Raw genomic sequence first — 25,590 nt, 5'->3', positions numbered from 1 at the left:
TGCCCGCTTCACACCCTCGCCGCCGTGCCCGGCCCCTGCTAGATTGGTCACTCTCTTAGATGCCAGGGAAGCACCATGGGCCATTCACTGAAAATCTTGGGTCGTACCTCTTCAATCAACGTGCGAAAAGTACTGTGGACCTGCCAGGAGTTGGGCATCGACTACGTGCGCGAAGACTGGGGCATCGGTTTCAAGCCTACCCAATCCCCCGATTTCCTCGCCTTGAACCCCAACGCCCAGGTGCCAGTGCTGATCGACGACCATGGCGTGCTGTGGGAGTCCAATACCATCTGCCGCTACCTTGTCGGCCTCTACCAGCGCCATGACTTGCTACCCGTTGAGCCCGCCTTGCGTGCACGGGTCGAACAGTGGATGGACTGGCAAGCCACCGAACTCAACCCTTCGTGGGGCTATGCGTTCCACGCACTGGTGCGTCAAAACCCGGACTATCAGGACCCGCAACGCATCCAGGCGGGTGTGCAGGCCTGGAATGACAAGATGGCCTTGCTAGAACAACAGTTCACCAAGACCGGCGCCTACGTGGCCGGCGAAGAGTTCACCCTCGCTGACATCTTGATAGGCCTTTCGGTACATCGGTGGCAGATGACACCCATGGAGCGGCCACCCTACCCCGCCATCGCGGCGTATTACCAACGCCTCAGCCAGCACGCCGGCTTCAAGACGTTCGCGCTCGACGGCCACAATTAGAGAAGCAGTTGTGCACGTTAAGCCCCAAGCCCAATAGCGGTTTGGCTTAAAGCTCGAAGCTTCCAACTCGCCCAACTGAAGGTTATTCATGCCCCCACTCGCCGCCTGCGTCTCAGACCCCACCCGCGCCGCCCACATCAGCGCCCGCATCGACCGCCTGCCCGCCGTCGCCACTATTTGGCGCCTGGTGGCGTTGCTCTCCATCGGCGGTTTTTTCGAGCTGTATGACCTGTTCCAAACCGCCTATATCAGCCCTGGCCTGATCAGCGACGGGATTTTTCATACCGGCAGCGAAGGTGTTTTCGGTTTCTCGGACCAAGCCGCTTTCGCCTCGGCCACGTTCCTCGGCCTGTTCCTCGGCGCCAGCCTGCTCAGCCCCATCGCTGACCGCTTCGGGCGACGCGCGATTTTCACCTTTGCGTTGGTCTGGTACACGGTGGCCACGGTGTTGATGGGCATTCAAACCTCGGCCTTGGGCATCATCTGCATGCGCTTTCTGGTGGGCATTGGCCTTGGCATCGAACTGGTGACCATCGACGCCTACCTCTCGGAACTGGTGCCCAAACGTATGCGCAGTTCGGCGTTTGCCTTTGCTTTTTTTATCCAGTTTCTGTCCGTACCGGCCGTGGCGTTGATGTCGTGGTGGCTGGTGCCACAGGCGCCGTTCGGTATCGCGGGCTGGCGCTGGGTGGTGCTCTCAAGTGCGGTGTTTGCGCTGTTTATCTGGCAACTGCGCAAGCGCCTGCCGGAATCACCGCGCTGGCTTGCACAAAAGGGACGCTTCGAAGAGGCCGACACGATCCTGAACAACCTGGAGGCACGCTGCCGAAAGGACCAAGGCAAGCCGCTGGACGAACCGGAACCCGAAGCGATCAGCGTGCAGGGCAATGGCCGTTTCGCCGATATCTGGCAGCCGCCCTACCGTCGCCGCGCCTTGATGCTGATCGTGTTTCATGTATTCCAGGCCATCGGTTTCTTCGGCTTTGGCAACTGGCTGCCGGCCTTGCTCTCGGGCCAGGGTGTCAGCGTGACCCACAGCCTGCTCTACGCCTTCATCATCACCCTCGCCTACCCGCTGGGCCCGCTGTTGTTCGTCAAGGTGGCCAACCGCTTTGAGAACAAATGGCAGATCGTCGGCTCAGCCATGGGTGCGGTGATCTTCGGCAGCCTGTTTGCCCTGCAAACCACAGCGTTAGGGCTGATTTTCTGCGGGGTGATGATCACCTTCTGCAATGCGTGGCTGAGCTTCAGTTATCACTCGTACCAGAGCGAATTGTTCCCCACCAATATCCGTGCGCGAGCGGTCGGGTTCTGCTATTCGTTCAGCCGTTTATCCACGGTGTTCAGCAGCCTGTTGATCGGTTTTATCCTCGAACACCTGGGCACGCCGGGCGTGTTGGCGTTTATTGCCAGCAGCATGTTGATCGTGATGATTACCATCAGTTGGTTTGGGCCGCGCACGCGCAACCTGGCCCTGGAGAACATCGCTCACTGACGGCAACGGTTGGCCGCACAAGGAGAAGGCTTGCCGCGTCGACGACGCCAGCCCCAGTAAACACTGGGGTCTGGCAACCGGCACAGTATTTGCTCCAGCTGTCGCACCGTCTGTTTTCATAGGTGAACGATCATGCTGGTTAACAACACTCAAGCGGCGTCGAACGTGCAACAGATCACGCGACCCGACATGGACCCCGCCAACGCCGCCGCCAGTGCGCTGTACAGCGGCGCCCTGCAGGCTGCGCAACACAGCGTGACAGTGCCCGCCGCGCAGAGGGAATTGGACAAGGCCAGCGATCGCATCGACGAAGCCTTCGCCAAGACTCGCGTGCAGTTACAGGCCACAACTAATGGGGCACGTACCGAGTTCACCGAATACATGAGCAAGACTCCAGCCGAACGTATTCGTGAACAGTTACTCAAGGAACAAGGGCTGACCGAAGAACAAGTGCAGGCGATGCCCCAGGACAAACAAGACGCCATCGCCAAACAAGTGGCCGAGCGCTTGAAAGAGCAGCAACAGCAGCAGGTGGCGGCGAAGGCTACTGCTTCGCCAGCCCAGACACTTAAAGAAACCTTGGCCGCGATCTAAACAGGTGCGAGCTGGCTTGCCTGCGATGCAAACAACTCGGTGGATCTGCAGGACCGAGGTGATGCTATCGCAGGCAAGCCTGCTCCCACATAGAGCGGCGGCTGCGCTATTGCAATTGCAGCGTCGAATTGAACTGACTGATCGCATCTACCACATGCCGTGACCCTTCCTGGATCTCCAGGATCACCTGCCCCGCCTCGTTCGCCAACTCCACGCCCAGGCCCGTACGGCTCAAGCTCGACTGCATGCTCGACACGGCGCTCAACGACAGGTCATGGTTCTTGCGCACCACGTCCACGATCTCAACGGTGGCCTGGCTGGTGCGAGCGGCAAGGCTGCGCACTTCATCGGCGACCACCGCGAACCCACGCCCGTGCTCGCCCGCACGCGCGGCTTCAATCGCCGCATTCAGGGCCAGCATGTTGGTTTGTTCGGCAATGCTGCGGATGGTTTGCACGATGGCGCCGATGATGTCCGACTGTTTGCTCACCGCATCGATGCTCTGCGCCGCCTGGTTAAGGTCGTGGGACATGGCTTCAATGATCTGCACCGTTTGCTGCACTACCTGCGAGCCCTTGCGGGCGCAGGCATCGTTCTGTACCGAAGTGGCGTGGGCCGAGTCGGCGGCCGTGCGCAGGGTGCTGACTTGCTCGGTGATATCGCTGGCGAACTTCACCACTTTGTACAAGCGCCCATGGGTGTCGAAAATGGGGTTGTAAGAGGCTTCCAGAAACAGGGTCTTGCCGTATTTGTTTTTACGTTCGAAGCGGTGGGAGTGAAATTCACCGCGATTGAGTGAAGCCCAGAACGCTTTATACGCCGGGGACTCCACTTCGCTGCGGTGGCAAAACATGCTGTGATGCTGGCCGATGATTTCTTCGCGCGTGTACTGCACCGTGCGCAGGAAGTTGTCGTTGGCATTGAGGATCTGGCCCTGGGGAGTGAATTCGATTACCGCCATGGAACGGCTGATGGCGTCGATCAGACTTTGGTTTTCGTGTTCGTGATGGACCCGTGCGGAAATATCCGCCGCCACCTTGATCACACTGCGTACCTGATGGTCGCTGTCCAGCACCGGCAAATAGCTGGCTTCCAGCCACACTTGCTCACCGCGCTTGTTAAGGCGCATGAAGGTGCCGCTGAGCGCCTCGCCTCGCGCCAGATCGCGCCACAACTGGTGGTAGGCATCGGTGTGGGTATACGCCTCCTCGCAAAACAGGCGGTGATGTTTGCCACGGATCTCCTCGACGCTGTAGCCCATGGTTTGGCAAAAGCGTTCGTTGGCATTCAGGATCACTCCCGTGCGGTCGAACTCGATCATCGCCATGGAGCGACTGATGGCGGCAAGCTTGGCGTTGGCTTCGGTGAGGGCACAGGAAAAACGCTGGATTTCTTGCAGGTCGGATTTGTGCTGGCGGTTGAACATGGTCAGATCACCCTAGATTCCCGGCGCCTGGAGGGCGCATTCCATTCATACGTTGGATATTTCTGGTACACCTGCATGGGGAAATAACCATTGGAAACGCTTTATCGGCCAAGCGTCGTTAACGGTTCTGGGTGAGCATAGACAGGCCTTGGCACTCTGCAAGGCCACTAATCCGCCAGCATTGCTGCTCATGGATGATCAAGGGGCTTGAAGACAGCCTGCTGCACATCGACTTTTTTCGGGATCAGGCCGTTGGCAAAAAACAGGTCGGCGGTGCGTTGCTGGTTGGCAATGTCGATGGCCGCCAAGGGGCGGATCGGCTCGGGCGAGCGATGTTCGAAGTAGCTTTTGACCACCGCCGGTTGCAGGCCCAGGGTGCCGGCCATCAGCGTGATGCTCGCGTCAGGCTCATCAAGCGACAGCCGCTGCGCCTTGCCAAGCGTCTGGATAATCGTGGCAACGGCCTCTGGGTGCTGCTTGGCAAACGGGTGGTTGACCACGAAGAAACTGCCCGCAGGGTTCAACCCTTGCCCGTCCCGCAGCACGCGTGCCGAGCCGTCGATCACGGCGGCCGAGTAGTACGGGTCCCACACCACCCATGCGTCCACCTTGCCTTGTTCGAACGCGGCGCGGCCGTCGGAAGGCGACAGGTACACCACGTTCACATCCTTCCACTGCAACCCGGCGTGCAGCAGGCTTTTGAGGAACAGGTTGTGTGCACTGGAGCCCTTGAGCAATGCCACGCGCTTGCCCTTGAGTTCGGCCACGTTCTGCACGGTACTGGCCTTGGGCACCAGCACTGCTTCGGCCTTGCCCTCGTTGGGCTCGACGGCAAAATACTGCAAGTCGATTCCGGCTGCCTGGGCGAAGATCGGCGGAATATCGCCAATATTGCCGATGTCCAGGCTGCCGGCGTTGAGCGCTTCGATCAGCGGCGGGCCACCGAGAAATTCGGTCCACTGCACCTGGGTGCCCGGCAGTGCGGCTTCGAAGAGCTTGTGCTCACGGGCGAGCACCATGCTGACCGAGCTTTTCTGGTAGCCGATGCGCAGCGTGGAAGGTTCGGCCGCCGAGGTGGGTTGCGCCAGTACTGCCAATGCCAGCAGCGAACTGCCCAGCAGGTGTCTGATTGCTTTCATAAGTTGCCTCTTGGTGGTTCGATCAGATTCAAAGTGAGCACAGGAAGTGTGGGAGCTGGCTTGCCTGCGATGGCGGCCTGTCATGGCCAGGGGTGTTGGCTGGCTCACCGCTATCGCAGGCAAGCCAGCTCCCACATTTGATCGGGGTGGGATTCAAGTCCGGTAACAGCGCGGGCCATGTAGTCACTGACCGAGCGCTGGGAAATCCCCAGTTCGGCAGCGATCTGGGGGTACGTCAGGCCGTTGACGCGGGACAACAGGAACGTCGTCTTGACCTTGGCCGGCAAGCGGTCGAGCGAGAGATCGATGGCTTGGAGGGCTTCGAGTACCTGCGCCCGGTCCTCGGCGCAGGCTGCATCGTCATCCAGCACAGCGAGGTAGGCACGCTCCAGGTCACGCCGGCGCCACACCTGGTACACCAGGCGCTGGGCAATGGTGGTGAGCAATGCGCGGGGCTGTCGTATCGGCGCTACCTGAGGTGCACTCAAGAGCTGGACAAACGCGTCGACCGCGATGTCTTCGGCGTGGGCACGGGAGTTGAGGTAGCGGTGCAAGCGGCTGCACAGCCAAGGGTAATGAATGCGAAACAATGAGCCCACGTAGTCGCTGTGAGCACTATCGGCGCCGGACATAGTGGCTCCTTCTGAGTAGGTTGCGCGGTATGTCCGGTGTTCCGGTGAAGCAATCCTAGCAAGGCTACTTATGCTTTAATAATATTTAAAACGCATTTTTATATAACCTTATTGAAGTACCGGATAGCCGTTGCTGGCGGCTTTGCGCTGGTAATCCAACACCACCTGGTAGTCATCTTCGCTGGCAGGAAGCACAGCTCGCACACCGAGGGTTTGCGCCACCTGCGGCAGGTCCTGCAACGCCAGGTTCATCGCCTCCCGAATCTGCGCTACCTGCGCATCGCTCAAGCCCAGCGCGCCTATGTAAGGCAAAGTCGGGCTCGGCGCGCTGCGGGCGATGACGCGTAGGCCCGCGACCTCTGCTGGGGCGAATCGGGCGAGGTAGTCGTAGGTGACGCTGTCAATGGCGGCGAGGTCGGCGCGGCCTTCACGCAGCCAGCGCAAGCTCTCGCGATGGGCACCGCTGATGCCGACGCTGGCGAAGAAACGCCCGTCGCGCTGCAACGGCGCCAGGCAGTCACGCAGCAGGTTCATACCGCTGTTGGAGTCGTGGCCGTTGATCACGCCGCGGCTCTGGTAGAACTGCGCCAGGCGGGTACGCGGGTTGTCAGCGCGAGTTAACAGCAGGCTGCAATGTTCGCCGTGGCTGCTGTGGGCCAACTCGTAACGGGGGCGCCCAATGATGCGCACCTGGCCGCGCAGTTGGGTCATCAGCGGGTAGCCGCAGGTTTGGCTGACGAGCAATTGCGGCGCCAGCCACAGGCCGCGCAAGTCGAGGTGGTCGGCATCAAGACGATGCAGCTTCAAGCGCTCAAGGATGCGCGCCAGCCAGTATTGATTGGCCTGCTGGATGGGCTCGGGCGCAACGTACATGCGCAGGTCGGCGTAGTGCTCACTCATGGTCGCCTCTCAGGCAAACGGGTGCAGGGGACTGTCGATGGCCTTGAGGCCGTGACGGCTGATCAACTGGCCGTAGCCATGCACCAGGAAACCACCGCTGCGCGCCAGCCACTGCTCGCGCCGGGCACGGTACACCCTGGGCAGCAGGTACCACGGCAACTTTGGCAGATCGTGGTGCACCAGGTGCAGATTGTTGTTGAGAAACAGCCAGGCCCAGGGCCAGGATGCTTCGTTGAGCACTGTGCGCTGTTCCGGCCGAGGATGGGGGCGGTGCTCATAGTAGGAACGGATCGAGGCCAGGGACAAGGCTGGCACGCTGACCAGCAGCAGGTAGTGCCACACCGCAAGCGCGCTGTAGTAGGCGATGAAACTCAGCATCAGCACAGTGACGGCGCCGTGGGCCAGCCACATCGGCCATACCTGGGGCAGGCGTTGAAACTCGTGACGTGCCAACCGGCCAATCGCCAACGGCGCAGCCAGCAGGAAGCGGCCAAGCACGGTCTTGGTCAGCCAATGCACGCCACGTTCGAACAGTGAGCTGTTGTTCCATTGCTGCTGATTGAGGTAGCGGCTTTCCGGGTCGATGCCCGGCAGGGTCAGGTCATGGTCGTTATGGTGCAACAGGTGGCTGTCGCGGTACAGCGTGTAGGGATACCACACCGCGAAAGGGGCATAGCCGAGGAGTTTATTCAGCCATAACGAACGGGTCGGGTGGCCGTGGAGCAATTCGTGCTGCACCGATAGCCACAGGGTCAGCAGCGGAATCAGCAGCAACATGCTCAGCCACACGCCCAGCCACCGGCTGCCAAGGATCACCGCAAACCAGCCGGCATACACGCCGATCAACAGCAGCCAGGTCGGCCACTCGGTTCTTGCCACAAAGGTCGTCGCCAGGGCTTCGATTTCCCGGCGGTGGGTCGGATCAAGGTAATTGGCCATCGGCAGCTCAGAGCAGGTGTTTCCTGCTCTGTGCAATGAGGCGGGAAAATCTTGCAGATCGTTTGGTTCTAAGCGTGTAACTCAGTGACCGAACAGGCCTGCTTCGGATTTTTTGGTCTTCTTGTCCGCGCGTTTTTCATCCGCGGTCTTTGCCGGTTTTTTCTTCGCGGCTTTCTTTGAATCCATACCTTTGGCCATGATGCATGCTCCACTAACAGGGGATGTAGCACTGGGTATACCACCTATTGCCCGGCAGAAGGCGCTTATAATCCCCTGCCCTGGATAATGCTTGTCTGAACCCCATGCCCCCAATGCACATCGAACCGCTGGCCGAGCCTCTGTGGCCACTGCTGAACAAGTTTTACCGCAGCCACAATTCATCGATGAAGGCGCTCAAGGGCGGCCGTTTGTGGGTAGTGCGAGATGCCGAGATCGTGGCCGGCTTGTGCTTGAGCCCGGTGATGGGTGGGCAGTGGCTGACGGGGGTGTTTGTGGCGCCGACTTATCGTGGCCAGCAGCTGGCGGCGCGACTGATTGGCGAGGCCGTGGCAGGTTGTGAGGGGACGGTCTGGTTGCTGTGCCATCCGGACCTGGAAGGGTTGTATCAGGGCATGGGGTTCAGCCAGGACACGGTTTTGCCGCAATCGCTGAGTGAGCGGCTGGTGCGTTACAAGCGCAATAAACCGATGATTGCGATGGGGCTCAATGCCCCAAAACACTGATCCAATGTGGGAGCTGGCTTGCCTGCGATGGCGGTGTATCAGCTACAAATAAGGTAGCTGGCCCACCGCCATCGCAGGCAAGCCAGCTCCCACAGTTGAACTGTGAGTGTGTCAGAAGGGCTATTCGTCAGCCGTTGGGTCCAGCTCCGGGAACATCACTTCAATAAATCCGAATTTGCTGAAGTCGGTAATCCGCGAGGGGTACAGCCGGCCGATCAAATGGTCGCACTCATGCTGCACCACCCGCGCATGGAAGCCGTCGGCAAAACGTACGATCGGCTCGCCTTTGGGGTCGAACCCTTCGTAGCGGATCTGCTGGTAACGGTTCACGGCGCCGCGCAGGCCGGGCACTGACAGGCAACCCTCATAGCCCTCTTCCTGCAGCGGGCTGAGCGGTGTGATCAGCGGGTTGATCAAGATGGTCTGCGGCACAGGCGGCGCGTCCGGGTAGCGTTCGCTGGCCTCGAAACCGAAGATCACCAGTTGCAGGTCCACGCCAATCTGCGGCGCCGCCAGGCCAACGCCGCCCACGTGCTCCATGGTCTGGAACATATCGTCGATCAGTTGCCACAACTCCGGGCTGTCAAACATCTCCGGCGGCACCGGCGGGGCGATACGCAGCAGGCGCTCGTCGCCCATTTTCAGGATTTCACGGATCATTGTTCAGGCTCGGTCATGGGCTTGGAGTGGTCCCGGCCTAGGCCTGAGACGTGTTGTTTTTCATCGGTGTGGCCCGGCTCGCCTATTTCCTTCTCACCGGGGTCCTTGCCCTCGGCAGACATATGCTCGATCACCGCGTTCATCTCCGCGCCCAGCAGCAGTACGGCGGCAGAGATGTAGAAATACAGGAGCAAGACAATGATCGCACCGATACTGCCATACATGGCGTTGTAGTCCGCGAAGGTCTTGACGTAGTAGCCAAAGCCCAGGGAGGCGACGATCCATACCACCACGGCCAAGACGGAGCCGGGGGTGATAAAGCGAAATTCCTGCTCGACGTCCGGCATCACGTAGTACATGAGGGCCACGGCGAACATCAGCAAGATCACAATCAGCGGCCAGCGCAGGATGGTCCACAACGTGACCACGAATTCCTGCATGCCGATCTGCCCGGCCAGCCACTCCATGACTTGCGGGCCCAGCACCATCAGCGCGGCGGCCGCCAGCAGCATGCCGGCGATACCCACGGTGTAGAAAATCGACAGCGGGAAACGCTTCCAGATCGGCCGACCTTCAACCACATCGTAGGCGGCGTTCATGGCGCTCATCATCAGGCGCACGCCCGCAGAGGCCGTCCACAGGGCGATAACGATACCCACCGAGAGCAAGCCGCCCTTGGACTGCTGCAACTGATCGATCACCGGGTTGACCTGTTCCAGCGCCTGGGGTGGCAACACCAGCTCCGATTGCAGGCGCAGCCAACTGAAGAAGTCGGGCAAATGCAGGAAGCCGATCAGGGCAATAAGGAACAGCAGGAACGGAAACAAAGAGAACAGCATCTGGTAGGCCAGTGCCGAGGCGTAGGTAGGCATCTCGTCATCGACGAATTCCTTGATGGTGCGTACCAGCACCTTGTGCAGCTTGAGACCATCGAGTACTGGAAAAAGCATAGCGTCTCCTTTCGCCGCAAAAGAGGTTGAGTTCGTGGGCGACTCAGGGGCCGTTTTCTACATCAAAGTAGCCCATTTGGCGACTTTGAAACAATTTCGAAAGTTTAGTTGCAGCACCGGATACAAAAACGGCCATCCGTGGATGGCCGTCGGGCTGCTGGAGTCTGCCAGCCAGGACGTGTTACTCAGTGGCTTTTTTCACTGCGTCCTTGGTCTTGCCCACTGCTTGCTGAGCTTCGCCTTTTTTCTCTTGGATCACGCCTTCAGCACGCAGCTTGTCATTGTCTGTGACTTTACCGACGCCTTGCTTGATGTTACCGACAGCTTCGTTCGCCAAGCCCTTTACCTTATCGGAAGTGCTGCTCATGGTATTACTCCTGATAACAATCAAATGGTTTTTGGTCACTACGTAGCGGTTGACCTGAAGCGCAACGGCAGAGTTTCAATTATTTTTGCGCAAGCATTTCATCGAAAGCGGCAGGTTTGGCTTTATGTTTTGCAGCCAACCCACGAGAATGCCCGGCACATTCAGGCTGCAACGCTGAATAACAGATCCCGTAGGAAGGTTATGAAACTCAATAAAGCACAGGCCATTGCCCGCAGAAACCAGGAACTGGGCGGTGCCGTACTCGGCGTCAACAACTGCCACTTCACCGACCTGGACCGCAAACGCAACATCTGGTGGTTCGACCTGCCGGTGGGGCGTATTGCCGTGGGCCAGTACGAGTGGATCCACCTGTTGATGCACAACGCCGACACCGACCAGTTGCTGCACCTGAAGGTGCCGACCGTGTTCCTGCGTGAAAAACTCGAAGGGCTGGTGGTACGCAATGCGGGCAAGCGCAAGCCGGAGATTACCCTGGAGCTAAGCGCGGATAAGGACTCGTTCTTGAAGGACGTACGCCCCGCCGGTGCGGGTGTGAGCTTCGCGCAGTTCGCGTTGTAAGCCCGGTAACCCTGTGGGAGCGGGCTTGCCCGCGATGGCAGTGAGTCAGGCGATACAGCAATGGCTGCTGTAGCGCTATCGCAGGCAAGCCAGCTCCCACGGGGGTAAGTGTTTCGCCAGCGCCCTCATAAAAAACCCCGCATCGGCGGGGTTTTTTATGGGTTACTTTTTAAGACCGAGTTTCTTCAGTTCTTCATCACGCAATTCACGCCGCAGGATCTTGCCCACGTTGGTGGTCGGCAGCGCATCACGGAACTCCACGGCCTTGGGCACTTTGTAGCCGGTGACGTTGGCGCGCATGTGCTCCATCACCTGGTCCTTGGTCAGGGTAGCCCCTGGCTTGACCACGATGAACAACTTGATGTGCTCGCCGGATTTTTCATCCGGTACGCCGATAGCCGCACACTGCAGCACACCCGGCAGGCCCGCCAGCACGTCTTCCAGCTCGTTGGGGTAGACGTTGAAGCCGGAGACCAGAATCATGTCCTTCTTGCGGTCGACGATACGCATGTAGCCGTCTGGCTGGATGATCGCGATGTCGCCGGTCTTCAGCCAACCCTCGCTGTCAAGCATCTCGTCGGTAGCTTCCTGGCGCTGCCAGTAGCCCTTCATCACTTGCGGACCTTTCACACACAGCTCGCCAGTTTCGCCCAGTGCAAGCTCGGTACCGTCGTCGGCGATGACTTTACACGCGGTGGAAGGCACCGGAATGCCGATGGTGCCGATCTGGATGTGCTGGATCGGGTTGACCGTGGCCACCGGGCTGGTTTCGGTCATGCCGTAGCCTTCGCAGATCGCGCAGCCGGTCACGGCCTTCCAACGCTCCGCCGCCGCCAGTTGCAACGCCATGCCGCCCGATAGGGTGACCTTCAGCGCAGAGAAGTCCAGCTTGCGGAAACCTTCGTTGTTGCACAGTGCCACGAACAGGGTGTTGAGGCCGACGAAGCCGCTGAACTTCCACTTCGACAGTTCCTTGACCATCGCCGGCAGGTCGCGCGGGTTACTGATCAGGATGTTGTGGTTGCCGATCAGCATCATCGCCATGCAATGAAAGGTGAAGGCATAGATGTGGTAGAGCGGTAGCGGCGTGATCAGGATCTCGCAGCCTTCATTGAGGTTGGAGCCCATCAGCGCCTTGCATTGCAGCATGTTGGCGACGAGGTTGCGGTGGGTCAGCATCGCGCCCTTGGCCACGCCGGTGGTACCGCCGGTGTATTGCAACACGGCCACATCGCCGCTGGCCGGGCTGGCATCGTTGACCGGCTGGCCATGGCCCTTGGCGAGTACGTCGTTGAACTTGATGGCCAGGGGCAGATGATAGGCCGGGACCATTTTCTTTACGTATTTGATCACGCTGTTGATCAGCACGCGCTTGAACGGCGAGAGCAGGTCGGCAACTTCGGTGACGATCACGTGCTTGACGGCGGTCTTGGGCACGACTTTTTCAGCCAGGTGCGCCATGTTCGCCAGGCAAACCAGGGCCTTGGCCCCCGAATCATTGAATTGGTGTTCCATCTCCCGCGCGGTATACAGCGGGTTGGTGTTGACCACGATCAGGCCGGCGCGGATCGCACCGAATACAGCGACGGGGTATTGCAGAACGTTGGGCAGTTGCACGGCGATTCGATCGCCAGGCTTCAAATCGGTATGCTGTTGCAGATACGCGGCGAATGCGCCGGACAATTCGTACAGTTCACCGTAGGTGATTGTCTTGCCCAGGTTGCTGAAAGCCGGTTTGTTGGCGAAGCGCTGGCAGGACTGCTTCAGTACCGCCTGAATATTCGGATACTCGTCTGGATTGATCTGTGCAGCAATCCCGGCGGGGTACTTATCCTTCCAAAAGTCTTCATTCATGGAAGCCCACTCCTCAGCGACGCGAATTCATCATCGCATTTGATGCGATTATTATTGGTGTATGTTTTTAGGTGAGTCTGGCGCTTTCAAGCAGGCCTAGAAGTCACAAAGCGCGCCGAGAGTAGCAGCTTTGCCAAGGGCCGCCTAGAGCCAAAAGAGGCCCCTACAGTCATAAACATGACTCAAGAATATCCAATGGTCACTTTTAGAGCAAAAATTCTATAACTCCAGAAATGGCTCTAGAACAGGCTCTCACGGGCGAAAAATACAGTGTGGGAGCTGGCTTGCCTGCGATAGCGATGGATCAGTCAATTCAACAGGCGACTGAAACACTGCTATCGCGGGCAAACCAGCTCCCACATTTTTGTACCCTATTTCAATTCAAGCGATGTCGCGCAGCTCCCGGCGCAGAATTTTCCCCACCGGCGTCATCGGCAACGACTCTCTCAGCACAATATGCTTGGGCACCTTGTACCCCGTGAAGTTGGCCTTGCAGTACGCCTTCAGTTCCTCGAGGCTCACCCCCTGGGCCCGTGCCACCACGAACAGCTTCACCGCCTCCCCCGTGCGCTCGTCCGGTACGCCGATCACGGCGCAGTTGGCCACGGCCGGGTGGGCCATGATCACGTCTTCGATTTCGTTGGGGTACACGTTGAAACCCGAGACGATGATCAAATCCTTCTTGCGATCCACAATACTGATGTAGCCATCGGTGTCGATCACCGCAATGTCACCGGTCTTCAACCAGCCATCGGCGTCCAGGGTTTCGGCGGTGGCGGCCGGTTGCTGCCAGTAACCCTTCATCACTTGTGGGCCCTGGATGCACAGCTCGCCGCGCTCGCCCAACGGCAGTTCTTGCCCCAGGTCATCCACGACCTTCATCGCCGTACCCGGCACCGGGATGCCCACGGTACCCAGGCGCGACAGGCCGCCGTAGGGGTTGGTACTGGCCACTGGCGAGGTTTCGGTGAGGCCGTAGCCTTCGCCGATGGCGCAGCCGGTCACCGCTTTCCAGCGTTCCGCCGTGGCCTTGACCAGGGCGGTGCCGCCGGAGTTGGTAATCTTCAGGTGGGAGAAATCCAGGGTCTTGAAATCCGGGTGGTCCATCAGCGCCACAAACAGTGTGTTGAGCCCCAACAGGCCGGAGAACTGCCACTGTTTGAGCTCCTTGATAAACCCGCCGATGTCCCGTGGGTTGGTGATCAGCACGTTGTGGTTACCGGAGACCATCATGCACATGCAATTGGCCGTGAATGCATAGATGTGGTACAGCGGCAGCGGTGCAATCATCACCTCCTGCCCTTCCTTGATAAGCGGATGGCCGTCGTCGCCCAGTTGCGACATGCACGCCCGCACTTGCTGCATGTTGGCCACCAGGTTGCCGTGAGTGAGCATCGCGCCCTTGGCCAGCCCAGTGGTGCCGCCGGTGTATTGCAGCACGGCGACGTCGTCCAGGGTCACCGGATGGCGCGTCACTCCAAGGCCCGCGCCCATGCGCAGGGCGCGCTTGAACGAAACCGCCCGCGGCAGGTGGTAGGCCGGGACCATCTTCTTGACTTTGTCGACCACGGTGTTGACCAGCCAGCCTTTGGCGGCGGGCATGAAATCGCCCATCCTGGCTTCGATCAGGTAGTCGATCTCCGTGTCGGTGCACACCTCCTGCACACGTGAACCGAACAGGTTGAGGTAGACCAGCGCCCGCACACCGGCATCCTTGAACTGATGGCGCATCTCGCGCGGCGTATAAAGCGGGTTGGTGTTGACCACGATCAGCCCGGCGCGCAGTGCGCCGAACACCGCAACCGGGTAATGCAGCACGTTGGGCAGCTGCACCGCGATGCGCTCGCCGGGCTTGAGGTCGGTGTGCTGCTGCAGGTAACCGGCAAACGCCGCACTCTGGCGCTCAAGCTCGGCGTAGGTGAGGGTAATGCCCATGCTGCTGAATGCCGGACGGTCGGCAAAGGTCTTGCAGGAACGCTCGAAGACCTCGATCACCGACGTGTAGGTGCTGAGGTCGATGGCATTGGGGACTCCCGCCGCGCGTTTGTCATTCCAGAAATCAGGTTGCATTATTCTTGTCCTCTTTACCTGAGTGTGTCCGGCCGCTGCCATGCAGATGTGCAGCAATAAGAAGCGGAGCTTTGGGGAAGTTAGCAGCTATGGCCAAACAGGCAAGACGCTGAACTGTGTCATTGATTGTATGAATCTTGTACCTAAGGCGTAGGCAGATACCCCGCCCCACGCCGGATGAGCTATACAATGCAACCACCCTGAGCAAAGGAAGCCGCCATGAACCACAGCACCTTCTGGCTGACCGCGAACGACCACACCCGTCTGTACGTCAACCAATGGATGCCCGACGGCCCGCCCAGGGCCGTGGTGATGATTTCCCATGGCATGGCCGAGCACGGCGGTCGCTATGCGCGCCTGGCGCAAGCGTTGTGTGGCGCAGGGTATGGCGTATATGCGCTGGACCAGCGTGGGCATGGCCGTACCGCCGAGGCCGGCACCGTTGGGCTATATGCTGAAACGGATGGCTGGAACAAAGTCGTGGGCGATCTGGCCAGCCTTAATCAGCACATCGGCCAACAGCATCCCGGGCTGCCGATCATCTTGCTGGGCCACAGCATGGGCAGCTATATCTCCCAGGCATACTTGCTGCATCACAGCGCCAGCTTGCATGGCGCAATACTCAGCGGCTCGAATTTCCAGCCGGTGGCCCTCTACCGTGCAGCGCAAATCATTGCGCGCATCGAACGTGCACGCCAAGGCATGCGAGGGCGCAGTGCGTTGATCGACTTCTTGTCGTTCGGCTCATTCAACAAAGCCTTCAAACCCAATCGCACCGCGTTTGACTGGCTCAGCCGCGACCCGGTTGAAGTGGACAACTACATCAACGACCCACTCTGTGGCTTTCGTTGCACCAATCAACTGTGGATCGACCTGTTGGGCGGCTTGCAGCAGATCAGCAAAGTCTCCAACCTGGCGCAGATTGATCCCGGCCTGCCGATCCTGGTGATGGGCGGCGATCGTGATCCGGTGAGTGAAGGCAAGCGTCTCAAGCACCTGGCCCACGCCCTGCGTGAGGCCGGTTGCCAGGACGTGCAATTGACGCTTTACCCGCAGGCGCGCCATGAAGTATTCAACGAAACCAACCGTGATGAAGTCACCGCCGACCTGCTGACCTGGCTCGACCAGGCGTTGGCGTTGCGCAGGCCCACCCGCTGCGAATAGTTTTTGCTTTAAAATCAGCCGATTAATTACCGTTAAGCCACAGGATGCACCTTGAGATGACCCAGGTAACCAACACCCCGTACGAAGCGCTTGAAGTGGGCCAGACTGCCAGCTTCAGCAAAACCGTCGAAGAGCGCGATATCCAGCTGTTCGCCGCCATGTCGGGTGACCACAACCCGGTGCACCTGGACGCTGAATACGCCAAGGCGACCATGTTCAAGGAGCGGATTGCCCATGGCATGTTCAGCGGCGCGCTGATCAGCGCGGCAGTGGCCTGCGAGCTGCCTGGGCCGGGCACGATCTACATCGGCCAGCAAATGACCTTCCAGAAACCGGTGAAGATCGGCGACACCCTGACCGTGCGCTTGGAAATCCTCGAGAAACTGCCGAAGTTTCGCGTGCGCATTGCCACTCGGGTGTTCAACCAGCGTGATGAGTTGGTAGTCGATGGCGAGGCGGAGATTCTGGCGCCGCGCAAACAGCAAGTCGTGACCCTGACCGAGCTGCCGCCAATCAGCATCGGCTGATCTACATTCCAGCCTTTGCATAAAAAAATGTGGGAGCGGGCTCGCCCGCGAATGCGGTGTATCAGCCAATACAACAGTGACTGATCCACCGCTTTCGCGCGCAAGCCCGCTCCCACACTAGGTCCAGCGTAGGTCTTACCTCAGGTCTTACGACTGAGCGCGAGCCTGGTTACGCAGGGCTTTTACCTGGTCGTGGTTGCGCTGTACACCGTGGTACTGACGCTCAACCAAGTCACGAATGCCCACCAGGTTGTGCTTGTTGATCTTCTCGATCGCTTCCTTGTAAGCCTTCAGTGCGTGGTCTTCACCGCGCTCGGCTTCGTTCAATACGGCCTCTTCGTCCTTGCCAGTGACCATCGACTTCACGTCTACCCAGCCACGGTGTAGGGCGCCGGCCATGCTGCCGGAATCTTCAGGATCGCCACCCAAGGCACGCACAGCGGTTTTCAGTTCAGCGGCGGCTGTCGCGCAATCAGCGGAGCGCTTTGCAAACAGGGCCTTGAGTTCTGGATGCTTGATGTCTTCAGCGCATTCCTTGAAACCCTTTTGGCCGTCGATGCTGGTCTCAATCAGGTCGTTCAGTACGGAGATCGATTCTTTGTTGATATCAGTCATTTTTCAATTCCTTGTACGGGTTAGAAGGTTGCCTTGGTTATTGCAGCGCCCGTGCCAGGTTTAGAAAAATTATTTTTGTGTTTATTTTCAATAGGTTAAGAATTATTGAACCATCTGTATGTTGGTTATTTGCATGATCTGTCATTTGGCCTTCATGCAGAATGCCTGTATTTTCGAAAGCCTGGCCTCAACCTTAAGACGCTCATGAATCCCGAAAAACTCGAACTGCTGATCACCCGCCAAATGCCCTTTGGCAAATACAAAGGCCGGATCATTGCCGACCTGCCTGGGCCCTACCTGAACTGGTTCGCCCGCGAAGGTTTCCCCCACGGCGAATTGGGCGGTTTGCTGGCCTTGATGCAGGAAATCGACCACAACGGCCTGTCCGAATTGCTCGAACCGCTGCGCGCCAAACACGGTAAACCTGCCCCCCGTCACTAAGAGACTCACCATGCCAAGGAATGCTGATAACGAACCGCACTGGCAGGCCATCGCCCAGCGCTATGAATACGAGCCCGGTCCGATCAACCTGGAAAACGGCTACTTCGGGCGCATGAGCCGGGCGGTGCAGGCCCAGTACCTTGAGCACATCAGCTTTATCAACCGCAGCAACTCTGTGCATGTGCGCCAGCGTTTTGAACAGGGTGAAAACAACGAGATACGCCGCCAGTTGGCCGGCTTGATTGATGTCGACCCCGAATCGGTCGCTTTCACCCGTAACGCTACCGAAGCCTTGCAGTCACTGATCCGCAACTACAACCGCCTGCAACCCGGCGACCAGGTGCTGATCAGCGACCTGGAATACGACACGGTCAAAGGCGCCATGCGCTGGCTGGCAGCGACTCGCGGCGTGGAAGTGATAGAGGTGGCCCACACCCACCCGGCCAGTGTCGACAGCCTGGTGCAGACTTATCACGATGCGTTTGTGCAGTACCCGCGTCTGAGATTAATGGCCTTGACCCATGTGACGCACCGTACGGGCCTGGTCATGCCGGTTGCGGCCATTGCCAAGGCCGCGCGCGAACGCGCAATCGACGTGATCCTCGACGGCGCCCACGCCTTGGGCCAGATCGACTTCAACCTGGCCGAACTGGGCATTCAGTTCGCCGGCTTCAACCTGCACAAGTGGATCGGCGCGCCGCTGACCCTGGGATTTTTGTACATCGCACCGGAGCGCCTGGCCGATATCGACCCGGATATGGGCGAGTTTCACTACCCAGCCACCGATGTGCGAGCGCGTACGTCCTACAGCACGCCGAACTTTCCGGCGCTGATGACCTTGCCCCTGGTGTTTGAAGAGCATCGACAGTTGGGTGGCGCTGCGGCCAAGGGCGCACGCGTCAATTACCTGCGCACCCTATGGGTAAACCAGGTACGGCCGCTGCCGGGGATTGAAGTGCTGACTTCGGATGACCCGCGACTGTACTGCGGGATCACAGCCTTCAAGTTCATCGGGCGTGATCAGCAGACGATGGTGGACAGGTTGCTCAAGGAGCACGGCCTGTTCACCACTACGCGCACGGGGGCAGCGTTTGGCACCTGTATCCGGGTGACGCCGGGGCTGGTGACGTCGGCGGCGGACATCAATGCGCTAGTCCATGCGATCACCCAACTAAACACCGTTTAAAACTGTGGGAGCTGGCTTGCCTGCGATAACGGTGTATCAGCCAAAGATGGGCTAACTGATAAATGGCTATCGCAGGCAAGCCAGCTCCCACCTTCAGAGCGGCGATGTGCTTGAGGTTTTTTACAGGCAAAAAAAAGCGGCACACCGACCAAGTGCGCCGCAAAAATGCCGTTAAGCACAGCAACAACGATTCGATAAATCAGTTCAGTCCAGCAGCGCCAGCGCCTGGGCAGTGACTTCCTGGATACGCGCCCAGTCGCCGTTCTTGACCCACTCCGGATCCAGCATCCAACTGCCGCCCACGCACATCACGTTCTTCAACGCCATGTAGCTCTTGATGTTGGCCGGGCCAACACCGCCAGTCGGGCAGAATTTGACTTCGCCGAACGGGCCGCCGAGAGCCTTGATGGCAGCAACACCACCGCTGACTTCAGCCGGGAACAGCTTGAAGCGGCGATAACCCAGGCCGTAGCCTTCCATGATGCCGGAGGCGTTGCTGATGCCCGGCAACAGCGGGATCGGGCTGTGCACCGAGGCTTCCAGCAAGTCACGGGTAATGCCGGGGGTGACGATAAATTGCGAGCCTGCCACTTCTGCCGCTTCGAGCATGTGACGATCGAGCACAGTACCGGCACCAGTGCACAGTTCTGGACGTTGCTCGCGCAAGACCTGAATGGCCTTGAGGCCGAACTCGGAACGCAGGGTCACTTCCAGCGCGGTCAAACCGCCAGCGGCCAGGGCGTCGGCCAACGGCAGGATGTCCTGCTCGCGGGCGATGGTGATCACCGGCAGGATCCGCGCCTTGGCGCAGAGGCTGTCGATCAAGGCAACTTTATCCGCCATGGACACGGTCGGTTGAGGGCTTTTCATAGCGGCTGATCCTTGGCTCATGGGCACCAGTAAATCTCTAGAGTAGGTTGCAAAAACGCGCGAATCGGCATGGCAGCAACATCGTCGCTGGCCAGGGCGGCGCTCAAGGTAGTCAATTTCGAACTGCCGGAAATCGACAGCACGGTGTAGCTGGCCGTGGCCAGTAGCGCACGACTCATGGTCAGGCGCTGGTGCGGCACAGTGGGCGCCAGCATCGGCCAGCAACGGCGGGTACCGTCGGCCTTCAGCGCTTCGCTCAGGTTAGGGCTGTTGGGGAACAGCGATGCGGTGTGGCCGTCATCGCCCATGCCCAGCACCAGCACATCAATGGCTGGCAACTCGCCCAGCAGGCGATCGGCCTGCTCGGCAGCGTCTTCAAGATTGGCAGCGGGGCTGTACAGGCTCAAGAACTTCGCCTTGGCCGCCGGACCTTGCAGCAAGTGTTGCTTCAACAGGCCAGCATTACTGTCGGCATGTTCGACCGGCACCCAGCGTTCATCGGCCAGGGTGATGGTGACCTTGGACCAGTCCAGGCCCTGCTTGGCCAGGTTCTGGAAAAACGCCACGGGGCTGCGGCCACCGGACACCACCAACGTCGCCTCGCCACGGGCACTGATGGCCGAGCGCAGTTGCTCAGCCACGTCATTGGCCAGGCCATCGGCCAGCAGCGCAGACGTACGGTACTCATGGGCAGTGACGCCCTGAGGCAGTTTCAATTCAGATATCGCCATACCACGACCTCCCATCCCGCGTGATCAGTGCAATGGAGCTCATCGGCCCCCAGGACCCCGCCGCATACGGCTTGGGCGCATCACCGGATTTTTTCCACCCGGCGATCAACTGGTCACACCACTTCCACGCGGCTTCGATTTCATCTTTGCGAACAAACAGGTTCTGATTGCCGCGCATCACTTCCAGCAACAATCGCTCGTAGGCATCGGGGATGCGTGCGCTGCGATAGGTGTCGGAAAAATTCAATTGCAGTGGTCCGCTGCGCAGTTGCATGCCTTTGTCCAGGCCCTGCTCCTTGGTCATCACACGCAGGGAAATACCTTCGTCCGGCTGCAGGCGGATGATCAGCTTGTTGCTGATTTGCAGGCGCTGCTCCGGGGCGAAGATGTAGTGGGACGGTTCCTTGAAGTGAATGACGATCTGCGACAGTTTTTGCGGCATACGCTTGCCGGTACGCAGGTAGAACGGCACGCCGGCCCAGCGCCAGTTACGGATATCGGCACGCAGGGCAACGAACGTCTCGGTGTCGCTCTGGGTATTGGAGTTGTCTTCTTCCAGGTAACCCGGCACGGCTTTACCAGCGCTGTAGCCGGCGATGTACTGGCCACGGACTACCTGAGTGGTCAGGCCCTCGGGGCTGATCGGCGCCAGGGCCTTGAGCACCTTGACCTTCTCGTCGCGGATGCTGTCGGCGGACAGGTCGGCAGGCGGGTCCATGGCAATCAGGCAAAGCAGTTGCAACAAGTGATTCTGGATCATGTCGCGCAGCTGGCCAGCCTTGTCGAAGTAACCCCAACGGCCTTCGATGCCAACCTGCTCGGCCACGGTGATTTCCACGTGGGAGATGTAGTTCTGATTCCACTGGGTTTCGAACAGGCTGTTGGCGAAACGCAGGGCGATCAGGTTCTGCACCGTCTCTTTGCCCAGGTAGTGGTCGATGCGATAGGTGCGGTTTTCCGGAAAGAACTGCGCCACGGCGTCGTTGACCTTGCGCGACGACTCCAGGTCCGAACCGATGGGTTTTTCCAGCACTACGCGGGTATTTTCCGCCAGGCCGACCTTGGACAGGTTTTCGCAGATCGCGCCGTACACCGCCGCCGGGGTGGCGAAGTAGGCAATCAGGCGTTGCTCGCTGCCGGCTTTTTCGGCCAGGGCGACGTAGTCGTCGGCCTTCATGAAGTCGACATGCACATAAGCCAGGCGTGCGAGGAAACGCTGGGCCACGGCTTCGTCGAGCTCTTTGCCGACGTATTTACGCAATTCTTTTTCGATATGGGCCAGGTGTTGCTGCTCGGAGCCGGCTTCACGGGCCAGGGCCAGGATGCGTGTGTCGTCGTGCAGCAACCCGGCGCCATCGAGTTGATAAAGGGCAGGAAATAACTTGCGCAGCGCCAGATCACCCAAGGCGCCAAACAGGGCAAAGGTGCAGGGTTCCACGGTTATCGAAGGCATGATGTTTGTTCTTTTATCAAGTTAAGCTACAAATACCTTTTTTCAAGGCATCACTCAAGGAAAAATGTAGTAATAACCACAACATTTTCCCGAAATACGCATTGCGAGTGGTGGTGTTCAGCTACCCTCAGTAGGATAGGCCACCGCGAAAAGCCACTCATCGATTGGTTACCGCCTTTTTATTTGCATCGTCGCCCGAAGGAAAGACTGAATGGACCGCGTGCGAAATCTTCTGGAACAGATCCGGAACCGCCTCGAAGAATTGAACAAGGCCGAGCGCAAAGTCGCTGAAGTGATCCTGCTCAACCCGCAGCAGGCCACACGCTTCTCGATCGCCGCCCTCGCCCAGGCCGCCTCGGTCAGTGAACCGACGGTCAACCGCTTCTGCCGTTCGTTCGGTGTCAGCGGTTACCCTGAACTCAAATTGCAGTTGGCGCAAAGCCTGGCCAGTGGCGCCGCGTATGTCAGCCGCGCCGTGGAGGCCGATGATAACCCTGAGGCCTACACCCAGAAGATCTTTGGCAGCGCCATTGCCTCCTTGGACAGTGCGTGCCAGGCCCTGGACCCGGCGCTGATCAGCAAGGCCGTGGACTTGTTGATCCAGGCGCGGCAAATCCACTTCTTTGGCCTCGGCGCTTCGGCCCCCGTCGCCATGGACGCGTTGCACAAGTTCTTCCGCTTCAACCTGGCGGTGACCGCCCATGCCGACGTGCTGATGCAACGCATGATCGCCTCGGTGGCGCACACCGGTGAGTTGTTCGTGATCATTTCCTACACCGGCCGTACCCGCGAGCTGGTGGAAGTGGCGCGTATCGCTCGGGAAAACGGTGCGTCAGTGCTGGGCGTGACCGCCGAAAACTCGCCGCTGGCCAAGGCCAGTACGGTGAGCCTGAACATCCCGTTGCCGGAAGATACCGATATCTATATGCCGATGACCTCGCGGATCATTCAATTGACGGTGCTGGATGTGTTGGCGACCGGCATGACGTTGCGCCGTGGCGTAGATTTTCAGCCGCATTTGCGGAAAATCAAAGAGAGCTTGAATGACAGCCGATATCCGGTGGGGGATGAATTCAACTAAATCCGTGTCAACTGATCGTTCCCACGCTCCGCGTGGGAATGCCTCACTGGACGCTCTGCGTCTGCCTTTAGCGTCGTGACGCGGAGCGTCATAGGCTGCATTCCCACGCGGAGCGTGGGAACGATCATGAATTCAACTAGCAGGCAGCTCTTCCAGCAGTACCTGCGATAGCGCCATCAGCCACACCGCTAAACCCCTGCCCTGGCCTGTAAACTCAAGTGGGCCCTCTCCCCCGGCGCCAGGCTCGCCGCCGCCATCGCCGCCTCTACGCACACAAACCCCGACGCTTCGTTAAAGCTCACGCCCAACAGCGGCCGGCTCCCCGGGTGCCACACCACCGTGTCGGCGCTGTCGCCGGTGTCGATGCACAGTTCACGCTGCCAGGCGTGGTCCTTGAGCTGCAATTCGCCCTCATGCTGGAACACCCGCTGGCATCCGCCATCGACCCGCAATTCACCTTCCTGCTGGCAAACCTGGCGATTGAGCTGGTCGTAACCTTGTGCTCCTTCGAGCCCAGACAGCGCTACCTCATCGACGTGACCAATACGCCAGTAAGCGTGCAATGCATGACTCAACTGGCACGGCAGCTCGTCGTGATGCTCGGTGCTCAGGCGCAGTTCCAGGGTGTCACCCAGGTGCGCGTGCAAGTCCACCTGCCAGTCGCACAGTTGCAATTGCCAGAGCAGGCGCACGCCGTCGTCATCGGTGCTGCTGTCGAGCAGTTTCCAGTCGATCAAGCGGGCCCATCCGTGGGACGGCCAGGCATTTTCGCTGGGGTGGCGGCCATACCACGGCCAGCACACCGGTACGCCACCACGGATAGCCCCGACTTGCGGCCATTTGGCGGCACACCACAGCCACGGCTTCTGGCCCGTAGGTTGAAAGTGCAGCAATTGCGCGCCCTGGCGACTGAACACCGCCTGGCACAGGGGGTGGTCGATCACCAACACATCGCGCATCTGAAAGCGCTCCCAGGCGAACACCGGACGCTCGCGCAGGGATTTGAAAAAGCGTTGCAGCGGTTGCTCGTGCATGTGCCCAGGTCCCGAATATCACAGTGCCACGCAAAAAAAAGCGGATAGCCATGGCTACCCGCAAATGCGCACAGAGAGAGGAGCTTATCGCAACAGCGTTAGAACGTAGACTGAATTTTCAGGCCCGCTACCAGCGCGTTGTCGACTTTATCCACGCCGCCAGGCTGGACAACGTACTGCAGGTTCGGACGCACAGTCAGCCAGTTGGTGACGTGGAAACCGTAGTTGAGTTCGACGTTGTATTCAGTCTCACGAATCGGCGTGTACAGCGGATTGTCGTAGTCGCTCACACCATTGGCGGCGTTGAGCAATTGAGAGTTCTTCTTCACGTCATCGTTGACATGCAGGCGAGCGACGCCAATGCCGACGTCATCTTTTGGACGCGCGTCGAATGGGCCTTTGTACACGAGCATCAACGACTGGTAGTTGTCGACCAGGTTGGTTTCCTTGTCATGGAAGGTCGCGTTGGCTGCAATGTTCAGGCCACGGGAAGCGTCGCCGTTATGGGTGGTGAGTTGCTGTTGCGCAACGAACCAGTAGCCTTTCTTGCTGCTGCGGGTACGGAAGTCGGCGCCGCTGAGGACCGCATCGTTACCGTTGACGTCTTCACGTACATCCGGAGCATCGGCCGCACTTTTATAGAAACCCACACGGTATTCGCCCGGCAGGTTATTAACCTTTGGCGACCAGACCAATTCCACCGGAATCACGGTGCCCTTGGTACCACTGCCGCTGAGTTTGAAGCCGTTGCCGTGCTCCAACTGCGACGGGTTCTGGTTGTAGGCACCGATTTGCGCATACAGCTCAGGCGTGATGTTGTATTTCACGCGGATAGCGGCCTGGGCGACCGGCCAGTTGTACCAGGTATTGACGTAGTTACCGACCTGCGAGCCGCAGAACGACAGGTTCTGGAAGTCGCAAGGGAAGGTGTTGAAGTCTTCGCCTTCACCGAAGTAACCGAGCTTCACGTCCAGCTTGTTGTCGAACATCTGGTGCTGAATCCAGAACTGGGTCAGACGCACCATGTGGCCACGGCCATACACTTCTTGCGAGGAACTCAAGGTGCCGGCACGCGGGTCGCCAATGCGGTCATTGGAGATGTTCTGGCCATTACGATTGGTCAACTGGATCTTGGCCTGGGTGTTATCCCAGCCCCACAGTTTTTGCAGGTCCAGCGCCACGCCCAGACCGAACTGGTCGGAGTAACGACCGGTCTTGTCGTCGTTGTAGCCGCCGTGGGCGTTGTAGCCCATCTCGCCCACGTAGTCGGCCTTGATGTCGATACCTTGCTCGATCAGCTTGGTACGCTCGCCGCCCCAATCGCCGGTCATCCACTTGGAATCGGCGCTGAATGCATCGGCCGCCATCGCATTGGCGGACAATACAAGGGCTGCTGCCGCTGACAGTTGGCAGATCAGCCGGGTGTTGTTGTGTTGCTTTTTCATCCCTACAT

The 25,590-nt window shown here is 59.2% G+C and carries 25 protein-coding genes and 2 pseudogenes; 10 read left to right on the top strand and 17 right to left on the bottom strand.

Annotated elements, in window-relative coordinates; translation table 11 throughout:
- Positions 1-75: 75 nt before the first annotated feature.
- The 3 genes from ACP7CZ_RS25730 (at position 76) to ACP7CZ_RS25720 (ending at position 2,797) form a co-directional block, all read left to right on the top strand.
- Positions 76-708 (top strand): glutathione S-transferase family protein, encoded by a 633-nt coding sequence (locus ACP7CZ_RS25730; RefSeq protein WP_294183632.1) that lies wholly within the window; start codon positions 76-78, stop codon positions 706-708.
- A gap of 88 nt (positions 709-796) precedes the next feature.
- Positions 797-2,203, top strand: a complete 1,407-nt coding sequence (locus ACP7CZ_RS25725) for an MFS transporter (RefSeq protein ID WP_054896714.1) — start codon at positions 797-799, stop codon at positions 2,201-2,203.
- Between the two features lie 132 nt (positions 2,204-2,335).
- Entirely contained in the window at positions 2,336-2,797 is a 462-nt protein-coding gene (locus ACP7CZ_RS25720; RefSeq protein WP_054896713.1) for a hypothetical protein, read from the top strand.
- Positions 2,798-2,903: 106 nt separating this feature from the next.
- Here the strand turns inward: ACP7CZ_RS25720 and ACP7CZ_RS25715 are convergent.
- The 6 genes and pseudogenes from ACP7CZ_RS25715 to ACP7CZ_RS25690 all read right to left on the bottom strand — a co-directional run.
- Positions 2,904-3,299 (bottom strand): annotated as a pseudogene (locus tag ACP7CZ_RS25715) (methyl-accepting chemotaxis protein); the annotation flags it as partial.
- Between the two features lie 150 nt (positions 3,300-3,449).
- Positions 3,450-4,223 (bottom strand): annotated as a pseudogene (locus tag ACP7CZ_RS25710) (PAS domain-containing protein); the annotation flags it as partial.
- A gap of 188 nt (positions 4,224-4,411) precedes the next feature.
- Entirely contained in the window at positions 4,412-5,362 is a 951-nt protein-coding gene (locus tag ACP7CZ_RS25705) for an aliphatic sulfonate ABC transporter substrate-binding protein (protein ID WP_054896711.1), read from the bottom strand.
- 110 nt (positions 5,363-5,472) lie between these two features.
- Positions 5,473-5,994, bottom strand: a complete 522-nt coding sequence (locus ACP7CZ_RS25700) for a sigma-70 family RNA polymerase sigma factor (protein ID WP_034128509.1) — start codon at positions 5,992-5,994, stop codon at positions 5,473-5,475.
- Between the two features lie 108 nt (positions 5,995-6,102).
- Positions 6,103-6,894, bottom strand: coding sequence for a phosphate/phosphite/phosphonate ABC transporter substrate-binding protein (locus ACP7CZ_RS25695; protein ID WP_054896709.1), 792 nt, complete (start codon positions 6,892-6,894; stop codon positions 6,103-6,105).
- A gap of 9 nt (positions 6,895-6,903) precedes the next feature.
- On the bottom strand, positions 6,904-7,833 hold the full coding sequence (locus tag ACP7CZ_RS25690) for a fatty acid desaturase (protein WP_054896708.1): 930 nt from the start codon (positions 7,831-7,833) through the stop codon (positions 6,904-6,906).
- Between the two features lie 302 nt (positions 7,834-8,135).
- On the opposite strand from ACP7CZ_RS25690, the gene ACP7CZ_RS25685 reads away from it, so the two are divergent.
- The gene (locus ACP7CZ_RS25685; RefSeq protein WP_054896707.1) at positions 8,136-8,555 is read left to right on the top strand and encodes a GNAT family N-acetyltransferase; all 420 of its coding nucleotides are present in this window, start codon (positions 8,136-8,138) and stop codon (positions 8,553-8,555) included.
- A gap of 120 nt (positions 8,556-8,675) precedes the next feature.
- On the opposite strand, the gene def is transcribed toward ACP7CZ_RS25685, so the two are convergent.
- The 3 genes from def to ACP7CZ_RS25670 all read right to left on the bottom strand — a co-directional run bounded on the left by def (position 8,676) and on the right by ACP7CZ_RS25670 (position 10,532).
- Positions 8,676-9,215 (bottom strand): peptide deformylase, encoded by a 540-nt coding sequence (def, locus tag ACP7CZ_RS25680; RefSeq protein WP_034128513.1) that lies wholly within the window; start codon positions 9,213-9,215, stop codon positions 8,676-8,678.
- Entirely contained in the window at positions 9,212-10,165 is a 954-nt protein-coding gene (locus tag ACP7CZ_RS25675; protein WP_032895581.1) for a YihY/virulence factor BrkB family protein, read from the bottom strand. The genes def and ACP7CZ_RS25675 overlap by 4 nt, the downstream gene beginning before the upstream one ends.
- A gap of 181 nt (positions 10,166-10,346) precedes the next feature.
- Positions 10,347-10,532 carry a CsbD family protein gene (locus ACP7CZ_RS25670; protein WP_003193737.1) on the bottom strand — a complete coding sequence of 62 codons (186 nt, stop codon included), beginning with the start codon at positions 10,530-10,532 and terminating at the stop codon, positions 10,347-10,349.
- 201 nt (positions 10,533-10,733) lie between these two features.
- On the opposite strand from ACP7CZ_RS25670, the gene ACP7CZ_RS25665 reads away from it, so the two are divergent.
- On the top strand, positions 10,734-11,111 hold the full coding sequence (locus ACP7CZ_RS25665) for a hypothetical protein (RefSeq protein ID WP_003193739.1): 378 nt from the start codon (positions 10,734-10,736) through the stop codon (positions 11,109-11,111).
- A 162-nt stretch (positions 11,112-11,273) separates the two neighbouring features.
- Here ACP7CZ_RS25665 and fadD1 read toward each other — a convergent pair whose 3' ends face one another.
- Both fadD1 and fadD2 read right to left on the bottom strand, forming a co-directional pair.
- Positions 11,274-12,965, bottom strand: coding sequence for a long-chain-fatty-acid--CoA ligase FadD1 (fadD1, locus tag ACP7CZ_RS25660; protein ID WP_096144829.1), 1,692 nt, complete (start codon positions 12,963-12,965; stop codon positions 11,274-11,276).
- 381 nt (positions 12,966-13,346) lie between these two features.
- Positions 13,347-15,035 (bottom strand): long-chain-fatty-acid--CoA ligase FadD2, encoded by a 1,689-nt coding sequence (gene fadD2, locus ACP7CZ_RS25655; protein ID WP_034128516.1) that lies wholly within the window; start codon positions 15,033-15,035, stop codon positions 13,347-13,349.
- A gap of 219 nt (positions 15,036-15,254) precedes the next feature.
- Here fadD2 and ACP7CZ_RS25650 point away from each other — a divergent pair, with 219 nt between their 5' ends.
- On the top strand, positions 15,255-16,199 hold the full coding sequence (locus ACP7CZ_RS25650; protein WP_054918239.1) for an alpha/beta hydrolase: 945 nt from the start codon (positions 15,255-15,257) through the stop codon (positions 16,197-16,199).
- A gap of 56 nt (positions 16,200-16,255) precedes the next feature.
- A complete protein-coding gene (locus ACP7CZ_RS25645; RefSeq protein WP_003193747.1) occupies positions 16,256-16,726 on the top strand; it encodes a MaoC family dehydratase in 471 nt (156 codons plus the stop codon).
- A 147-nt stretch (positions 16,727-16,873) separates the two neighbouring features.
- On the opposite strand, the gene ACP7CZ_RS25640 is transcribed toward ACP7CZ_RS25645, so the two are convergent.
- Positions 16,874-17,341, bottom strand: a complete 468-nt coding sequence (locus ACP7CZ_RS25640) for a ferritin-like domain-containing protein (RefSeq protein ID WP_003193748.1) — start codon at positions 17,339-17,341, stop codon at positions 16,874-16,876.
- Positions 17,342-17,545: 204 nt separating this feature from the next.
- Here ACP7CZ_RS25640 and ACP7CZ_RS25635 point away from each other — a divergent pair, with 204 nt between their 5' ends.
- Together ACP7CZ_RS25635 and ACP7CZ_RS25630 are read left to right on the top strand one after the other, a co-directional pair.
- Positions 17,546-17,782: a DUF3820 family protein gene (locus ACP7CZ_RS25635; protein ID WP_008056784.1), complete on the top strand. Its 237-nt coding sequence runs from the start codon at positions 17,546-17,548 to the stop codon at positions 17,780-17,782.
- Between the two features lie 10 nt (positions 17,783-17,792).
- Entirely contained in the window at positions 17,793-18,968 is a 1,176-nt protein-coding gene (locus tag ACP7CZ_RS25630; protein WP_294183560.1) for an aminotransferase class V-fold PLP-dependent enzyme, read from the top strand.
- Between the two features lie 204 nt (positions 18,969-19,172).
- On the opposite strand, the gene ACP7CZ_RS25625 is transcribed toward ACP7CZ_RS25630, so the two are convergent.
- The 3 genes from ACP7CZ_RS25625 to zwf are packed head-to-tail and all read right to left on the bottom strand — an operon-like array spanning position 19,173 to position 22,022.
- The gene (locus tag ACP7CZ_RS25625; protein WP_026067364.1) at positions 19,173-19,838 is read right to left on the bottom strand and encodes a bifunctional 4-hydroxy-2-oxoglutarate aldolase/2-dehydro-3-deoxy-phosphogluconate aldolase; all 666 of its coding nucleotides are present in this window, start codon (positions 19,836-19,838) and stop codon (positions 19,173-19,175) included.
- Between the two features lie 17 nt (positions 19,839-19,855).
- Positions 19,856-20,569 carry a 6-phosphogluconolactonase gene (gene pgl / locus ACP7CZ_RS25620; RefSeq protein ID WP_197901105.1) on the bottom strand — a complete coding sequence of 238 codons (714 nt, stop codon included), beginning with the start codon at positions 20,567-20,569 and terminating at the stop codon, positions 19,856-19,858.
- Positions 20,556-22,022 (bottom strand): glucose-6-phosphate dehydrogenase, encoded by a 1,467-nt coding sequence (gene zwf / locus ACP7CZ_RS25615; protein WP_034128521.1) that lies wholly within the window; start codon positions 22,020-22,022, stop codon positions 20,556-20,558. The genes pgl and zwf overlap by 14 nt, the downstream gene beginning before the upstream one ends.
- A 220-nt stretch (positions 22,023-22,242) precedes the next feature.
- Between zwf and ACP7CZ_RS25610 the strand changes: the two genes are divergently transcribed.
- On the top strand, positions 22,243-23,103 hold the full coding sequence (locus ACP7CZ_RS25610; protein WP_169856377.1) for a MurR/RpiR family transcriptional regulator: 861 nt from the start codon (positions 22,243-22,245) through the stop codon (positions 23,101-23,103).
- A gap of 188 nt (positions 23,104-23,291) precedes the next feature.
- Here ACP7CZ_RS25610 and ACP7CZ_RS25605 read toward each other — a convergent pair whose 3' ends face one another.
- Together ACP7CZ_RS25605 and ACP7CZ_RS25600 are read right to left on the bottom strand one after the other, a co-directional pair.
- Positions 23,292-24,137: a D-hexose-6-phosphate mutarotase gene (locus ACP7CZ_RS25605; protein WP_054918237.1), complete on the bottom strand. Its 846-nt coding sequence runs from the start codon at positions 24,135-24,137 to the stop codon at positions 23,292-23,294.
- Positions 24,138-24,235: 98 nt separating this feature from the next.
- Positions 24,236-25,582 (bottom strand): carbohydrate porin, encoded by a 1,347-nt coding sequence (locus ACP7CZ_RS25600; RefSeq protein ID WP_054918236.1) that lies wholly within the window; start codon positions 25,580-25,582, stop codon positions 24,236-24,238.
- Between the last annotated feature and the right edge of the window lie 8 nt (positions 25,583-25,590).

This window comes from Pseudomonas sp. DWP2-2 (genome assembly GCF_049897065.1).
GTDB classification, from domain to species: Bacteria; Pseudomonadota; Gammaproteobacteria; order Pseudomonadales; family Pseudomonadaceae; genus Aquipseudomonas; species Aquipseudomonas paracarnis.
Note: the sequence above shows the minus strand (reverse complement) of the source record. Positions and strands in the feature narration are given on the sequence as shown.

Excerpts from the sequence above, each read along its gene's own strand:
- ACP7CZ_RS25730 (WP_294183632.1), top strand. The coding sequence starts at position 76 with ATGGGCCATTCACTGAAAATCTTGGGTCGTACCTCTTCAATCAACGTG.
- ACP7CZ_RS25725 (WP_054896714.1), top strand. The coding sequence starts at position 797 with ATGCCCCCACTCGCCGCCTGCGTCTCAGACCCCACCCGCGCCGCCCAC.
- ACP7CZ_RS25720 (WP_054896713.1), top strand. The coding sequence starts at position 2,336 with ATGCTGGTTAACAACACTCAAGCGGCGTCGAACGTGCAACAGATCACG.
- ACP7CZ_RS25705 (WP_054896711.1), bottom strand. The coding sequence starts at position 5,362 with ATGAAAGCAATCAGACACCTGCTGGGCAGTTCGCTGCTGGCATTGGCA.
- ACP7CZ_RS25700 (WP_034128509.1), bottom strand. The coding sequence starts at position 5,994 with ATGTCCGGCGCCGATAGTGCTCACAGCGACTACGTGGGCTCATTGTTT.
- ACP7CZ_RS25695 (WP_054896709.1), bottom strand. The coding sequence starts at position 6,894 with ATGAGTGAGCACTACGCCGACCTGCGCATGTACGTTGCGCCCGAGCCC.
- ACP7CZ_RS25690 (WP_054896708.1), bottom strand. The coding sequence starts at position 7,833 with ATGGCCAATTACCTTGATCCGACCCACCGCCGGGAAATCGAAGCCCTG.
- ACP7CZ_RS25685 (WP_054896707.1), top strand. The coding sequence starts at position 8,136 with ATGCCCCCAATGCACATCGAACCGCTGGCCGAGCCTCTGTGGCCACTG.
- def (WP_034128513.1), bottom strand. The coding sequence starts at position 9,215 with ATGATCCGTGAAATCCTGAAAATGGGCGACGAGCGCCTGCTGCGTATC.
- ACP7CZ_RS25675 (WP_032895581.1), bottom strand. The coding sequence starts at position 10,165 with ATGCTTTTTCCAGTACTCGATGGTCTCAAGCTGCACAAGGTGCTGGTA.
- ACP7CZ_RS25670 (WP_003193737.1), bottom strand. The coding sequence starts at position 10,532 with ATGAGCAGCACTTCCGATAAGGTAAAGGGCTTGGCGAACGAAGCTGTC.
- ACP7CZ_RS25665 (WP_003193739.1), top strand. The coding sequence starts at position 10,734 with ATGAAACTCAATAAAGCACAGGCCATTGCCCGCAGAAACCAGGAACTG.
- fadD1 (WP_096144829.1), bottom strand. The coding sequence starts at position 12,965 with ATGAATGAAGACTTTTGGAAGGATAAGTACCCCGCCGGGATTGCTGCA.
- fadD2 (WP_034128516.1), bottom strand. The coding sequence starts at position 15,035 with ATGCAACCTGATTTCTGGAATGACAAACGCGCGGCGGGAGTCCCCAAT.
- ACP7CZ_RS25650 (WP_054918239.1), top strand. The coding sequence starts at position 15,255 with ATGAACCACAGCACCTTCTGGCTGACCGCGAACGACCACACCCGTCTG.
- ACP7CZ_RS25645 (WP_003193747.1), top strand. The coding sequence starts at position 16,256 with ATGACCCAGGTAACCAACACCCCGTACGAAGCGCTTGAAGTGGGCCAG.
- ACP7CZ_RS25640 (WP_003193748.1), bottom strand. The coding sequence starts at position 17,341 with ATGACTGATATCAACAAAGAATCGATCTCCGTACTGAACGACCTGATT.
- ACP7CZ_RS25635 (WP_008056784.1), top strand. The coding sequence starts at position 17,546 with ATGAATCCCGAAAAACTCGAACTGCTGATCACCCGCCAAATGCCCTTT.
- ACP7CZ_RS25630 (WP_294183560.1), top strand. The coding sequence starts at position 17,793 with ATGCCAAGGAATGCTGATAACGAACCGCACTGGCAGGCCATCGCCCAG.
- ACP7CZ_RS25625 (WP_026067364.1), bottom strand. The coding sequence starts at position 19,838 with ATGAAAAGCCCTCAACCGACCGTGTCCATGGCGGATAAAGTTGCCTTG.
- pgl (WP_197901105.1), bottom strand. The coding sequence starts at position 20,569 with ATGGCGATATCTGAATTGAAACTGCCTCAGGGCGTCACTGCCCATGAG.
- zwf (WP_034128521.1), bottom strand. The coding sequence starts at position 22,022 with ATGCCTTCGATAACCGTGGAACCCTGCACCTTTGCCCTGTTTGGCGCC.
- ACP7CZ_RS25605 (WP_054918237.1), bottom strand. The coding sequence starts at position 24,137 with ATGCACGAGCAACCGCTGCAACGCTTTTTCAAATCCCTGCGCGAGCGT.
- ACP7CZ_RS25600 (WP_054918236.1), bottom strand. The coding sequence starts at position 25,582 with ATGAAAAAGCAACACAACAACACCCGGCTGATCTGCCAACTGTCAGCG.